At 70.5% G+C, this 13,606-nt stretch carries 10 protein-coding genes; 2 read left to right on the top strand and 8 right to left on the bottom strand.

Annotation, left to right across the window (positions count from 1 at the left end):
• Positions 1 to 15: 15 nt before the first annotated feature.
• From gap to uvrC, 5 genes are all read right to left on the bottom strand, one after another.
• Positions 16 to 1,023, bottom strand: a complete 1,008-nt coding sequence (gene gap, locus FREUN1FDRAFT_RS05555) for a type I glyceraldehyde-3-phosphate dehydrogenase (RefSeq protein WP_006538988.1) — start codon at positions 1,021 to 1,023, stop codon at positions 16 to 18.
• Between the two features lie 235 nt (positions 1,024 to 1,258).
• Complete coding sequence (gene whiA / locus FREUN1FDRAFT_RS05550) at positions 1,259 to 2,263, bottom strand: DNA-binding protein WhiA (protein ID WP_198144248.1); 1,005 nt, start codon at positions 2,261 to 2,263, stop codon at positions 1,259 to 1,261.
• Positions 2,251 to 3,402 (bottom strand): uridine diphosphate-N-acetylglucosamine-binding protein YvcK, encoded by a 1,152-nt coding sequence (yvcK, locus tag FREUN1FDRAFT_RS05545; RefSeq protein WP_006538986.1) that lies wholly within the window; start codon positions 3,400 to 3,402, stop codon positions 2,251 to 2,253. The genes whiA and yvcK overlap by 13 nt, the downstream gene beginning before the upstream one ends.
• On the bottom strand, positions 3,399 to 4,268 hold the full coding sequence (rapZ, locus tag FREUN1FDRAFT_RS05540) for an RNase adapter RapZ (RefSeq protein ID WP_006538985.1): 870 nt from the start codon (positions 4,266 to 4,268) through the stop codon (positions 3,399 to 3,401). Before rapZ ends, yvcK begins: the two co-directional genes overlap by 4 nt.
• Positions 4,265 to 6,541 (bottom strand): excinuclease ABC subunit UvrC, encoded by a 2,277-nt coding sequence (uvrC, locus tag FREUN1FDRAFT_RS05535; protein ID WP_006538984.1) that lies wholly within the window; start codon positions 6,539 to 6,541, stop codon positions 4,265 to 4,267. Before uvrC ends, rapZ begins: the two co-directional genes overlap by 4 nt.
• 559 nt (positions 6,542 to 7,100) lie before the next feature.
• Between uvrC and FREUN1FDRAFT_RS05530 the strand changes: the two genes are divergently transcribed.
• Entirely contained in the window at positions 7,101 to 7,520 is a 420-nt protein-coding gene (locus tag FREUN1FDRAFT_RS05530) for an SsgA family sporulation/cell division regulator (protein ID WP_006538983.1), read from the top strand.
• Positions 7,521 to 7,597: 77 nt separating this feature from the next.
• Here the strand turns inward: FREUN1FDRAFT_RS05530 and uvrA are convergent, their stop codons facing one another.
• Complete coding sequence (gene uvrA / locus FREUN1FDRAFT_RS05525) at positions 7,598 to 10,630, bottom strand: excinuclease ABC subunit UvrA (protein WP_006538982.1); 3,033 nt, start codon at positions 10,628 to 10,630, stop codon at positions 7,598 to 7,600.
• Between the two features lie 440 nt (positions 10,631 to 11,070).
• Between uvrA and FREUN1FDRAFT_RS05520 the strand changes: the two genes are divergently transcribed.
• On the top strand, positions 11,071 to 11,739 hold the full coding sequence (locus tag FREUN1FDRAFT_RS05520; protein WP_006538981.1) for an MBL fold metallo-hydrolase: 669 nt from the start codon (positions 11,071 to 11,073) through the stop codon (positions 11,737 to 11,739).
• Positions 11,740 to 11,759: 20 nt separating this feature from the next.
• Here FREUN1FDRAFT_RS05520 and FREUN1FDRAFT_RS05515 read toward each other — a convergent pair whose 3' ends face one another.
• On the bottom strand, positions 11,760 to 12,818 hold the full coding sequence (locus tag FREUN1FDRAFT_RS05515) for a glycosyltransferase family 2 protein (RefSeq protein WP_006538980.1): 1,059 nt from the start codon (positions 12,816 to 12,818) through the stop codon (positions 11,760 to 11,762).
• Between the two features lie 358 nt (positions 12,819 to 13,176).
• Positions 13,177 to 13,606: transposase (locus FREUN1FDRAFT_RS05510; RefSeq protein WP_006538979.1), on the bottom strand; the 430-nt coding region annotated here is incomplete at its 5' end.

Here is a 13,606-nt window from a genome sequence, read left to right as displayed (position 1 = left end):
GATGACCTGGTGTTGTCAGAGCCGGCCGGCGACGAGCCCGGTCAGGTCGACGAGACGGTTGGAGTAGCCCCACTCGTTGTCGTACCAGCCGACGACCTTGACCTGGCTGCCGAAGGACATCGTCAGCTGCGAGTCGAAGGTGCAGGAAGCCGGGGTGCCCACGATGTCGGAGGACACGATCGGGTCCTCGGTGTAGACGAGGTAACCCTTCAGCGGTCCTTCGGACGCGGCCTTGTAGGCGGCGTTGATCTCGTCCTTCGACGCCTCGCGGGCGAGATTCACGACAAGGTCGGTCACCGAACCGTCAAGTACCGGAACACGCATGGCGAGACCGTCGAGCTTGCCCTTCAGATGCGGAAGAACAAGCGCGGTCGCCTTCGCCGCCCCGGTGGTGGTGGGAATGATGTTCTGCGCGGCCGCACGCGCACGACGCAGATCGGAATGCGGGAAGTCAAGGATGACCTGGTCATTCGTGTATGCGTGGATGGTGGTCATCAGACCACGTTCGATACCGAACGCCTCGTCGAGCACCTTCGCCAATGGCGCGACACAGTTCGTCGTGCAGGAGGCATTCGAGAGGATGTGGTGGTTCGCCGGGTCGTACACATCGTCGTTCACGCCCATGACGACCGTCAGGTCCTCGCCCTTGGCGGGGGCGGAGATGATGACCTTCTTGGCGCCGGCCTCCCGGTGCTTGCCGGCGGTCTCCGCGGTCGTGAAGCGGCCCGTCGACTCGATCACGATGTCGACGCCCAGGTCACCCCACGGCAGCGCCGCCGGGTCCCGCTCGGCGAGCACCTTGATCGTGGTGTCGCCGACCCGGATGCCGTCGTCGGCGACGGAGACCGGCTCGGCGAGCGTGCCGAGGGTCGTGTCGTACTTCAGCAGGTGCGCGAGGGTCTTGTTGTCCGTCAGGTCGTTGACGGCGACGATCTCCAGATCGCTCCGCCGGCTTGCCGCAAGGGCCCGCCAGAAGTTACGACCGATTCGCCCGAAGCCGTTGACACCCACCCGCGTAGCCACGTCCAGGACTCCCTATGCTCGTGTGCCGTCGTGTGCCAGGAGCCTAGCGAGTCCGGACATCATCGGCGGGAATCCGAACCGATACATGTCGGTCTCCTCACATCGGGGGACCCAGCACCCTCAGCAATTGGTTGAATGCAGCGCCTTTCGACAAACACCCTATCCCATGGGCCTCGGCGAACACGGCGCGTGTCCGCGCACTCGACGCACCTCGCCCAGGCGCCTGATTGCGTGCTCAGGCGTTCTCAAAGAGTTCCGGAGAGACACTGGCCTCGGTGTTCGGGATACCGAGAGCGTTGGCCCGTTTGTCCGCCAGCGCCAGCAGTCGACGGATTCGCCCGGCTACGGCGTCCTTGGTCAGCGGTGGGTCGGCGAGCGCACCGAGCTCCTCCAGTGACGCCTGTGCGTGTTCGAGTCGCAACCGTCCGGCGGCGAGCAGGTGCTCCGGCGCGTCGTCACCGAGAATGCGCATCGCCGCCTGCACCCGGGCGCCGGCCGCCACCGCGGCCCGTGCGGACCGGCGCAGGTTGGCGTCATCGAAGTTCGCGAGCCGGTTCGCCGTCGCCCGGACCTCGCGGCGCATCCGCCGCTCCTCCCAGGCCATCAGGCTGTCATGCGCACCGATCTTGGTCAGCAGCGCGCCGATCGCGTCGCCGTCGCGGACCACCACCCGGTCAACTCCGCGCACATCCCGGCTCTTGGCCTGCACGCCCATCCGCCGGGCCGCGCCGACCAGCGCCAGCGCCGCTTCCGGGCCGGGCGCGGTGACCTCCATCGAGCATGACCGCCCCGGCTCGGTGAGCGAGCCATGCGCGAGGAACGCACCTCGCCAGGCCGCCGCCGCGTCGCAGGCAGACCCGGTGACCACCTGCGGCGGCAGGCCACGCACCGGGCGGCCGCGCTGGTCCAGCAGGCCGGTCGAGCGGGCGAGCTGCTCACCGTCGCGCTCCACGCGGACGATGTAGCGCACCGACCGCCGTAGTCCACCGGCGGCGAGCACGGCGACTGACGACGGGAAGCCGAAGACCTCGGCGATCTCACGCCGCAGTCGACGCGCGGTGGAGCCGGTGTCCAGCTCGGCCTCCACCACGATGCGCCCGCCGACGATGTGCAGGCCGCCGGCGAACCGCAGCAGCGCCGCCATCTCAGCCCGCCGGCAGCAGGGCTTGGCCACTCGCAGCCTGCTCAGTTCGTCCTTGACGGTGGCCGTCATCGCCGCCACACCGATCACTCCTTGCATTCACCGGAGGGGATCCGATGGCCTCGGCCACCGGTCGTTGAGCACCCGACGCCCGAGGGGTCGACGCACGCCGAACCCTGGTCCCGCCAGGACCGCTCGTCCACGGGACGTGGGGGCACCGGCACCGCCGCCCGGCCCACTTCGGCCTGGCTGCCGGGTGCGAACACGGCACGGAACGCGGCCGCGAGACGCTCGGGATCGTGCAGGGCCGGCTCGTCGGCGGCCCGCACGGGCGAAAGGTGAAGCCTGCCGCCCAGATCCGCGGCCGCACGGGCCAGCGGTTCCGGATCATCGACCGCGGCGGGATCCGCGATCACGACGTCCAGGCGAAGACCGGGGACATGGGTGGCCAGCGCGTGCAGATGTGCCTCGGGCGTGTACCCGGCGGTCTCACCGGGCTGCGCCACGAGATTGAGGACCATGACGCGGCGGGCTCGGGAACCCGTGATCGCCGCGCGCATGTCCGGCACGAGCAGGTGCGGAAGCACACTCGTGTAGAGCGAACCGGGCCCCAGGACGATCCAGTCCGCGGCCTCGGCGGCGGCCAGCGCGGCGCCGCACGCCGCGGGCGCCGCGGGCACCAGCCGCACGCCCTCGACCCGGCCCGGAGTCGTGGCGACCGCGGCCTGACCGCGAACCTCCACCGCTTCCCCCGACTCCACCGGCCGATCCGTGCCGGCGCCGGCGGTGGCGCCCGAGCCGGCGTCGAGGCCCGTCACGTCCGCGACAATGTCGATGCCGTCGCAGGACAGTGGCAGGACCCGGCCGTCGACACCGAGCAGGGACGCAGCCAGGTCAAGCGCGGCGACCGGCGAACCCGCATGCTCGGCCAGCGCGGTCAGGACGAGGTTCCCGACGGCGTGGCCGGCGAGCGGCCCGTCGCCCCCGAAGCGGTACTGGAAGAGGTCGGCCCACGTGGTGGACCAGCCGTCGGTGCCGGCGAGAGCGGCCAGCGCCATCCGCAGATCGCCCATGGGCAACGCACCGAGCTCGGCCCGCAGCCGGCCGGACGACCCACCGTCATCACCCACGGTGACGACAGCGGTCAGGTGTGCGGTGATCCGCCGCAACGCCGACAACGACGCCGCCAGTCCATGCCCGCCACCGAACGCGGTGATCGCGAGAGCGTCGCCGGTCACTCGCGGCCCAGATCCCGGTGCACCACCCGCACCCCGATGCCGTCGGCAGCGAGCCGTGCCCCCAGCTGCTCGGCCACGGCGACGCTGCGGTGCTTGCCACCGGTGCAGCCCACCGCCAGCGTGAGGTAGCGCTTCCCCTCCCGCACGTAGCCCTCGCCGACCAGGTGCAACAGCGCCGTGTACTGGTCGACGAACTCCTCCGCGCCCGGCTGGGCGAGCACGTAGTCGCGCACCTGCGGATCACGCCCCGTGTAGGGGCGCAGTGCCTCGACCCAGTGCGGGTTCGGGAGGAAACGGCAGTCGGCGACGAAGTCGGCGTCGAGCGGAAGACCGTACTTGTAGCCGAAGGAGACCACAGTCGCGTTCAGCCGATTGGCGCGTGGCTGGCCGAACGCCACATCGATCTTCGCTCGCAGCTCGTGCACGTTGAGGTCGGTCGTGTCCAGCACGAGGTCGGCTTCGCCGCGCAGCTCGGCGAGCAGGGCCCGTTCCCGACTGATCCCGTCGACGACCCGCTCGTCGCCCTGCAGCGGATGCGGGCGCCGGACGTGGTCGAACCGGCGGACCAGCGCGTCGTCGGAGGCCTCCAGGAACAACATCCGCGGATGCATGCCCCGCGAGTCCAACGCCTCGACCGCGGCCCGCAGGTCGGAGAAGAACGCCCGGCCCCGGACGTCGACGACCACCGCGATCCGGCTCACCGCCCCGCCGGAACGATGGCCCAGCTCAGCCATGGTCGACAGCAGCGCCGGCGGCAGATTGTCGACGACGAACCAGCCCAGGTCCTCCAGGCACTTCGCCGCCGTGCTGCGACCAGCACCGGACAACCCGGTGATGATCGCGAGGTCAAGAGTTGCGGTGGTCATCCAGCCACCCCCCGGATAGTGCCCTGCGCGGCGGCGGGCTCGGCGTGCCCGGCCGAATCGTCGACCGGGCTCGGCGCCGCCACCGGATCGGACATCGCCCCTGTGGTCTCGGTACCTGTGGTCCCGGTCCCTATGATCTCGCCGGTGAGCGGGTTGACGGCGGGCGGGGGCGCCTGGGCCTCTCCGGGAGCCGATCGGGCCAGCGCGGCCACGATCGCCTCGGCCGTCCGCGGCCCGATGCCCGGTACCTGGGCGATCTCCTCGGCCGTCGCGGCGCGGACCTTCGCCACCGAGCCGAACTGTCGTAGCAGGGCCTTGCGCCGGGTATCGCCCAGGCCCGGCACCCCGTCCAGCGCCGAGACGACCATCGAGGCCGACCGCTTCTGCCGGTGATAGGTGATCGCGAAGCGGTGGGCCTCGTCGCGCACGCGCTGCAACAGGTAGAGCGCCTCGCTGGTGCGCGGCAGGATGACCGGCTCGTCCTGGTCCGGCAGCCAGATCTCCTCCAGGCGTTTCGCCAGCCCGCACAGGGCCACGCCACCCGGACCGGACTCGACATCGAGCTCGTCGAGGGCCCGCGCGGCGGCCGCGACCTGCGGAGGACCGCCGTCGACCACCACGAGGTTCGGGGGGTAGGCGAACCGGCGGGGCCGTCCGGTCTCCGGATCCCGGAGGGACGGCCCCCCCACGTCCTCGGCCATTGCAGCCATTCCGGCCGCTTCGGCCTCCCCACCGTCAGCGACTTCGGCACCCGGGTAACCCGCGAGCTCTCCCGTCCGCGCGCGCTCGGCCAGGTAACGCGAGAACCTGCGGTGAATGGTCTCGTGCATGCTGGCGACGTCGTCCTGCCCGTCGACGCCACGGATCGCGAACCGCCGGTACTCCGACTTGCGCGGCAGCCCGTCCTCGAACACGACCATGCTCGCGACGACATTCGTGCCCTGCATGTTCGACACGTCGAAACACTCGATGCGCAGCGGGGCGTCGGGCAGCTCCAGAGCCTCCTGCAGATCGGCCAGGGCGCGGCTGCGGGCGGTGAGATCACCGGCGCGCTTCGTCCGGTGGAGCGTGAACGCCTGTTTGGCGTTGCGTTCCACGGTCTCCATCAGGTTGCGCTTGTCGCCCCGGCGCGGCACGCGCAGGTCGACCCGCGAGCCGCGGGCCTGACTGAGCAGCTCGGTGACGGCCTCGGCGTCCGGCGGCAGCTCGGGGACGAGGATCTCGCGTGGAATCTCCCCGGCGTACCCGGTGTCGGCACCTGTGCCACCGGCACCCGTGTCGCTGGAACCCGTGCCGCTGGAACCCGTGCCGCTGGAACCGGCCGCCGACCCACCGGCCCCGTCCAGGTACTCCTGGGTCAGGAACTTCTCGACGAGGTCCCCCGTGGTGACGTCGTCGAGCTTGTCTACGACCCAGCCACGCTGGCCACGGACCCGACCGGCCCGCACGTAGAAGATCTGGACCGCGGCCTCGAGCTCGTCCTGCGCGAAGGCGATCACGTCGGCGTCGGTCCCGTCGGGCAGCACGACAGCCTGCTTCTCGACCGCGCGGCGCAGCGCGCCGATATCGTCCCGCAGCCGGGCGGCGCGTTCGTATTCCTGGGCGTCGGCGGCGGCCTGCATCTCGCGTTCGAGCCGGCGCAGGTAGCGGCCCGTCTGCCCCGACATGAAGTCGCAGAAGTCCTCGACGATCTCCCGGTGGGTGGCCGCGTCGACCCGGCCCACGCACGGCGCGGAGCACCGGTCGATGTACCCGAGCAGGCAGGGACGCCCCACCTGGCCCGCTCGTTTGAAGACACCCGAGCTGCAGGTCCGGGCCGGGAAGACACGCAGCAGCAGATCCAGCGTCTCCCTGATGGCCCACGCGTGCGCGTAGGGGCCGAAGTACCGCACACCACGGCGCTTGGGCCCACGCATCACCTGCAGCCGCGGAAACTCCTCGTACAACGTCACGGCGAGACTCGGGTAGCTCTTGTCGTCGCGGTAGCGGACGTTGAAACGCGGATCGAACTCCTTGATCCAGGTGTACTCGAGCTGAAGCGCCTCGACCTCGGTGGACACGATGGTCCACTCCACGGAGCTCGCCGTGGTGACCATGTGCTGGGTACGCGGGTGCAGGGTATGGACGTCGGCGAAGTAGTTGGCGAGCCGGGCACGCAGGTTCTTGGCCTTGCCCACGTAGATGACCCGGCCATGCTCGTCACGGAAGCGGTACACGCCCGGGGTCTCGGGGATCGAGCGCGGCGGGGGCCGGTAGGTCGCCGGATCAGCCATGAACCGAGCCTACGGCCGTCATCCTCCGACCTGAACGGTGCCTGCACGTATCCATTTCATCACGCTCAGCTTCCATGTCGTCGAGGACCCCCGAAGCTCCCCGCGTCGAGCCGCGGCCGACAGGCCCGCGAGCACGCCCCTGGACGCCGGTCAACGGCCCGCGAAAAGCCACTCCCCCGGCCCGCGTCCACGAGTTGCCAGGCGGATGATCTCCCATCAGGCCTCGGCTGAGGCCGCATCGCCGTATGCTGTAGGACGGTCGGCGGCTCGACGCCAACCGGCGCGGCAGCCGACAGGCGGCCGTGGCTGGTCGACACGGCCGCTGACTGACCGTCACAGCCGTTGATCCTCGACTGGCCGACACTGCTGTTGACCAGTCGGCACCGCAGGTCACACTGCAGGTGCCATGCGACCGAAGACGGTCGACTCTGCAGGGGACACTGTTGTAAACACAGCGGACGGTCGTCACAGCGGCCGATCGGCGCAGACGCAGCAGACGGGCGACACGCAGCCGTTCGACACGACGGAGCCGGCGGACTGGGACCAAGGGGGCCGACGGGTGCAGGTGGATGACGTCACGACGGAGTTCGTCGTCGACGACGCACCCGGGCGCGGAAGAATCACCGTTCTCCAGGTCACCTGGCGGAGCTGTGACCCACTGGCCGTCGCCCTGGTACTCGTCTCCCGGCCGGACCATCCCGCGCTCCCGCAGGGCCACTGGGTAACCCCACGGGACGCGCTGCGGGCCGGCCTCGACGGCCCGGCTCCGGTCGGCGACGGCGATGTTCGGATCACCCCCGAGCCGACCCGGGGCGGGATCCGCCTGGAACTGGCTGACGGCGATCGGCGGTCGGTGGTCGTCCTCGACGCCGCACCGGTCCGCCGCTTCCTGGACCGCACGGAGCGGGTCGTGCCCGCCGGCGAGGAACACCCCGAGGTCGCCCTGGACGCCGTCCTCGACGACCTTTTCCAGAGCTGACAGCGGCGAGCCAGCCGTTCCAGGCGGCCCCGGGGCAGCCGGCCCCCGCCGCCCGCCGTTGCCAGCCCGCCAGGCTCTCAGCTGGTCACCGACGCGGTACCGGCCAACCGGTCACGGCCCTTGGAGGCCCTCGCACTCCTGACGGCGGCACCCTTCGCCGCCGGGCCCGCCCCATCAGGGGCGGCAGCACCCGCCTCCTGCGCTGCCACCACCTGCTCTGCCACCACCTGACCGTCGGCCACCGGGGCCGCGCCTGCGGTCGCGCCACGGCCACCCAGGATCTCGCGCAGGAATGCGCCCGTGTGGCTCGCGGACACGGCGGCGATCGCCTCGGGGGTGCCCTCGGCGACGACCCGACCACCGCCGGTGCCGCCCTCCGGCCCCATGTCGATGATCCAGTCGGCGGTCTTGATGACGTCCAGGTTGTGTTCGATAACGATCACCGTGTTGCCCGCGTCGACCAGCCTCCCGAGGACACCCAGCAGCTTGCGGATGTCCTCGAAGTGCAGGCCGGTGGTCGGCTCGTCCAGCACGTAGACGGTGCGGCCGGTCGAACGGCGCTGCAGCTCGGCCGCCAGCTTCACCCGCTGCGCCTCGCCACCGGAGAGGGTGGGCGCGGGCTGGCCGAGCCGGACGTACCCCAGCCCGACGTCGTTGAGCGTGCGCAGGTGGCGCGCGATCGCCGGGACGGCGGCGAAGAACTCCGCGCCCTCCTCGATCGGCATGTCGAGAACCTCGGAGATGTTCTTCCCCTTGTAGTGCACCTCGAGGGTCTCGCGGTTGTACCGGGCGCCCCCGCAGACCTCGCAGGGCACGTAGACATCCGGAAGGAAGTTCATCTCGATCTTGATCGTGCCGTCACCGGAGCAGGCCTCACAGCGGCCGCCCTTGACGTTGAACGAGAACCGGCCGGGCAGGTAGCCGCGGACCTTCGCCTCGGTCGTCTCCGCGAACAGCCGGCGGATGTGGTCGAACACGCCGGTGTAGGTCGCCGGGTTGGAACGCGGAGTCCGGCCGATCGGTGACTGGTCGACCCGCACCGCCTTGTCGAGGTGGTCGAGCCCGCTCACCGTGCGGTGCCGGCCCGGTACCTCGCGGGCGCCGTTGAGGTGGTTGGCGAGCACGCAGGCGAGAATGTCGTTGACCAGCGTCGACTTGCCCGACCCTGACACCCCGGTGACCGCCACGAAACAGCCGAGCGGGAAGGACACCGTCACGTCACGCAGGTTGTGCTCACGCGCGGCGTGCACGGTCAGCGCACGGCCCTTGGTCGGCGCCCGGCGGACTGCCGGGACGGGAATCTCCCGCCGGCCGGAGAGATACGCCCCGGTCGCCGACTCCGCACTGCTCAACAGGTCGTCGACCGATCCGGAGACGACCACCCGACCACCGTGCTCCCCCGCGCCCGGGCCGATGTCGACCACCCAGTCGGCGGCGCGGATGGTGTCCTCGTCGTGCTCCACCACGATCAGGGTGTTGCCCAGATCCCGCAGCCGGATGAGGGTCTGGATCAGGCGGCGGTTGTCCCGCTGGTGCAGGCCGATGGACGGCTCGTCGAGCACGTAGAGCACACCCACCAGCCCGGAGCCGATCTGGGTCGCCAGCCGGATGCGCTGCGCCTCGCCGCCCGCGAGTGTGCCCGCGGCGCGGTTCAGGGAGAGGTAGTCGAGGCCGACATCCAGGAGAAAGACCAGCCGGGCGTCGATCTCCTTGAGAACCTGCCCGGCGATGGCCTGTTCCCGCTCGCTGAGCTCGACGTGCCGCAGGAACTCCGCGCATTCCTGGATCGACATGGCGGACACCTCGGCGATGGAGCGCCCGGCGAGGGTGACCGCCAGTGACTCCGGCTTGAGCCGGGAGCCTCGGCAGGCCGTGCAGGGCACGTCACGCATGTAGCCCTCGTAGCGCTCACGGCTGCTGTCGGACTCCGCGTCGGCGTGTCGGCGCCGCAGGAATGCCAGCACGCCCTCGAACGAGGTGTAGTAGGAGCGCTTGCGCCCGTAGCGGTTCGTGTAGCCGACGTGGATCTCGGTCTCGCCGCTGCCGTGCAGGATGGCCTTGCGGGCCCGCTCCGGCAGCCCCTCCCAGGGCGTGTCCATCCGGAAGCTCAGGTCCTCGGCCAGCGCCGTCAGCAACCGCTGGAAGTACTCCTTGCTGTGCCCGCCGGACCACGGCTGGATGGCGCCCTCGGCCAGCGAGAGCGTCGGGTCGGGCACGATCAGCTCGGGGTCCACCTCCTTGCGCGTGCCCAGCCCGGAGCACTCCTGGCAGGCACCGAACGGCGAGTTGAACGAGAAGGACCTCGGCTCCATCTCCTCGAACGACAGGTCGTCGTACATGCAGGCGAGGTGCTCGGAGTACATCCGCTCGCGGTCGGGGTCGGCCGGATCCCGGTCGACGAAGTCGAGCAGCACCAGACCGTTGCCCAGCCGCAGGGCCGTCTCGATCGAGTCGGTGAGGCGGCGCTTGGCCGACTCCTTCGCCGCGAGCCGGTCGACCACGACCTCGATCGTGTGCTTGCGCTGCTTCTCCAGCTTGGGACGCTCGGTCAGCGGCACGACGGTGCCGTCGACGCGCACCCGGGCGAACCCGGAGCTCTGCAGCTCGGCGAAAAGATCCGCGTACTCGCCCTTGCGCCCGCGCACGACCGGCGCGAGCACCTGGAAGCGGGTGCCCTCGGGCAGTTCCAGCAGCCGGTCGACGATCTGCTGCGGGGTCTGGCGCGCGATCGGGCGACCGCACCGGGGGCAGTGGGGATGGCCGACTCGTGCGTACAGCAGCCGCAGGTAGTCGTATACCTCGGTGATCGTGCCAACCGTCGATCGCGGGTTGCGCGACGTCGACTTCTGGTCGATGGACACCGCCGGCGACAGCCCCTCGATGAAGTCGACATCGGGCTTGTCCATCTGGCCGAGAAACTGGCGCGCGTAGGCGGACAGGGACTCGACGTACCGGCGCTGACCCTCCGCGAAGATCGTGTCGAAGGCGAGGCTGGACTTGCCCGAGCCGGACAGGCCGGTGAAGACCACCAGAGCATCTCTGGGCAGGTCGAGATCGACATCACGAAGGTTGTGCTCGCGTGCTCCGCGCACGACAAGACGGTCGGCCATCGTCAGGTCCCTCGTCGTCCTCGGTCGGTTGCTGGACTTCGCTGTCGGTGGTTGCGCTGTCGGTGCTGGTGACGCTGTCGGTGCTGGTCGCGCTGGCGCCGGCGGTGCCGCCGGTGCCGCCGGTCGGGGTTGCCCGAACCTGGCCGGCTACCGATCGCGACCAAACGCGCGTTCGAACACCGACGACGCTACACGCCCCGCCGAAGTTGCTCGCAACAGCACTGCCGCCCCGGACGGACGGCGACAACCAGGCCACAAGCCCACCGACGCCGGACCGACGGGCCACGCCCGACCGCCCCCCGGACGGAGACAGCCAGCAGACACACCGATGAGAATGAAGGGAACCCGCGAGTCATTCCCGGCCCATCCCGTCGCGGCCGCGACGGTCCCCGGCCATGGTCTGCCGGCCCGGGGCCACGGAGAAGATCGAGGAGAACCGTATGAACATCGGCGCCGGCTACACGGGCGACGTCATCGTCGGCGGGCCCGCCGACGTGCGGGAACTGCCGGACCTCACGATCACCAAGGTGGCCGTCGGCCCCTTCGACAACAACTGTTACCTGCTGCGCTGCGCCGCCACCGGCGAGCAGCTCCTCATCGACGCGGCGAACGAGACGGGCACCCTGCTGCGCCTCATCGGGGACACCGGGCTGAGCACCGTGGTGACGACCCACCGCCACGGTGACCACGTCCAGGCGCTGGTGGACGTCGTGGCCGCCACCGGCGCCCGGACCATCGCGCATCCGCTGGACGCGCCCGAGATCCCCGTTCCGACGACCGACCCGGTCCAGGACGGCGACGAGGTGCGGGTCGGTGAGGTCACCCTGCGGGTCGTGCACCTGGTCGGGCACACGCCCGGCTCGGTCGCGCTGCTCTACGACCAGGGCGACGGTGCCCCGCACCTGTTCACCGGTGACTGCCTGTTCCCCGGCGGCCCCGGGAACACCTTCGGCGACGCGAAGGCCTTCAGCACGTTGATGGGCGACCTGGAAGCCAAGATCTTCCGCCCACTCCCGGACACGACGTGGATCTATCCAGGCCACGGAAAGGACACGACGCTCGGTGTCGAGCGCCCGCACCTGGCCGAATGGCGCGCCCGCGGCTGGTGACCGGACGCTGGTGACCGGGCTCAGCGGTCGGCTGTCACCCACGACGTGGGCGAGACGGCCGACCGGGGCCGGGGAAGCCACACCGCGGCACCCGCCCCCAACGTCTCGGGGTCGATACGACCCAGCTCGCGACGTCGCGCCGACGGCACCGCGCGCCACCGGGACGTGGTGGCGGGCTCCCGGCCTGGTTGGGCGATGCCGACGGCGAGGCCGCCGAGGATCCGCATGGCGCGACGCGCGTCGTGCGTCCGGCCGGCGGCGAGCTTGCGCAGGGCGAGCACGACAAGCTGCCCGACGTGCACGGCAAGCCAGCCGCGCCCCAGCGTCGCACGGTGCCGGCGAGCGTAGATCGCGGCGGAACGGCCCAGTTCGGCATACAACAAACCGGCCCGGCCGACGGTCCCGCCGCCCACATGGGCCACCTGGCATCGGTCGTCGGCCCAGCCGACCCTGCCCCCCGCCGCGTGCAGCCGGGCGAAAAGATCCGTCTCCTCGTAGTACATCCAGTAGGACGGATCAAATCCTCCCAGCCGCAGGAAGGCACTGGTACGGATCGCGAAGAACGCACCCACCGGGTAGCGGAGATCGGGCCAGCGGGCCACGGCCGCGGCCTCACCTCGCACCGCGACGTACGCGTTCGTTCGGGCGTTCGGCAGGACTGCCGTCCCCCGGCCGGGTCCCCCGTTCTCGGCACGCAGCGGAAATCCCAGGGCATCCGTCCCCGCCGGTACCGATGCAAGCAGCTCGGGCAACTGCTCGCAGGTCCGGGCCGGAACGGTCACATCGCTGTTGACGACAAGAATCCACTCGGGTCGCTCGGGGGCGGGGTCGCCCGTCGGCCGGAGCGATCCGTCCGCTGCCAGCGATCCCCGCACGGCGATGTTCACAGCCGTGCCATATCCGACATTCCCGTGCCCGTCGTATACTTCGACGCCGGCCGGCAGGCCCTCGTGCTCCGTTCCGCCCCGGTTCTCCACCAGGGTTACCCGGCATCCCGCGACACCGGCCAGTGCCGTCAGCAGACAGTGCAGCTGCGGCGATCCACCATAAGAAACAACGACTGCCAGAAAGTTGTGCATAGTCCGCCTTGGACGGGAGGGGACGGATTCAGGGCGCTCGGGCGATCCCTGCTGTGTCGAAACACTAACGTGAGCGTTGCCCGGGCGAGCACAGGACAATCGGCGCGTCACCCAGCCACTAATTCGTATCAATCATTTCCGGGTCTCCCGCCGGTCCGGCGGTGGCAGCCTGGGTCCGTCGCCGAATCCAGAGCTCCGAGCTTCCACCGCCGCCATCACCACCGCCACCGCCGCTACCGCCGCCGCTACCGCTACCGCCGCCGCTACCGCTGCCGCCGCCGCTGCCGCTGCCGCTGCCGCTGCCGCTGCCGAGCAAGAAGTAAGGATTTTGGCTGCTGAAACGACCCTGCTGGTTTATTCAGGCTGCGTGGGTGAGGTCGAGCCGGGTGAGGTGGGTGGCGCGGGTCCGGTCGAGGGGCTTGCCGGTCCAGTAGGCATCGAGCCGGATCATGTTGATCGCGGCTGCGGCGATGTTGTGTTCAAGGCTGGTCTTGGGCAGGCCGCGGTAGCGGGCGGTCCGGATGCCCGTGACGTGGGTGGTCTGGCGGATGGTGCCCTCGATCCCGGACCGGGCGGCGTAGCGGCGTTTCCACTCGTCGGTCGTCTGTTCGGCCCTCGCGGTGATGGTGGCTTCGTGGAGGGCACGGTCCCGGAGGGTGATGTGGCGCTGTTGGCCTTTCGTGCACAGGTCCCGGACCGGGCAGGGGCCGCAGGTCGATTTCGTCCAGGTCGCCACGATCACGTCGGTGGTGTGTTGGCGGCACGGGTTCCACGTCGAGCTGGTCTGG

The sequence above is a fragment of the Parafrankia sp. EUN1f genome (assembly GCF_000177675.1).
In the GTDB taxonomy this organism is placed as follows: Bacteria; Actinomycetota; Actinomycetes; order Frankiales; family Frankiaceae; genus Parafrankia.
This window is presented reverse-complemented; position numbering and strand designations above follow the sequence as displayed.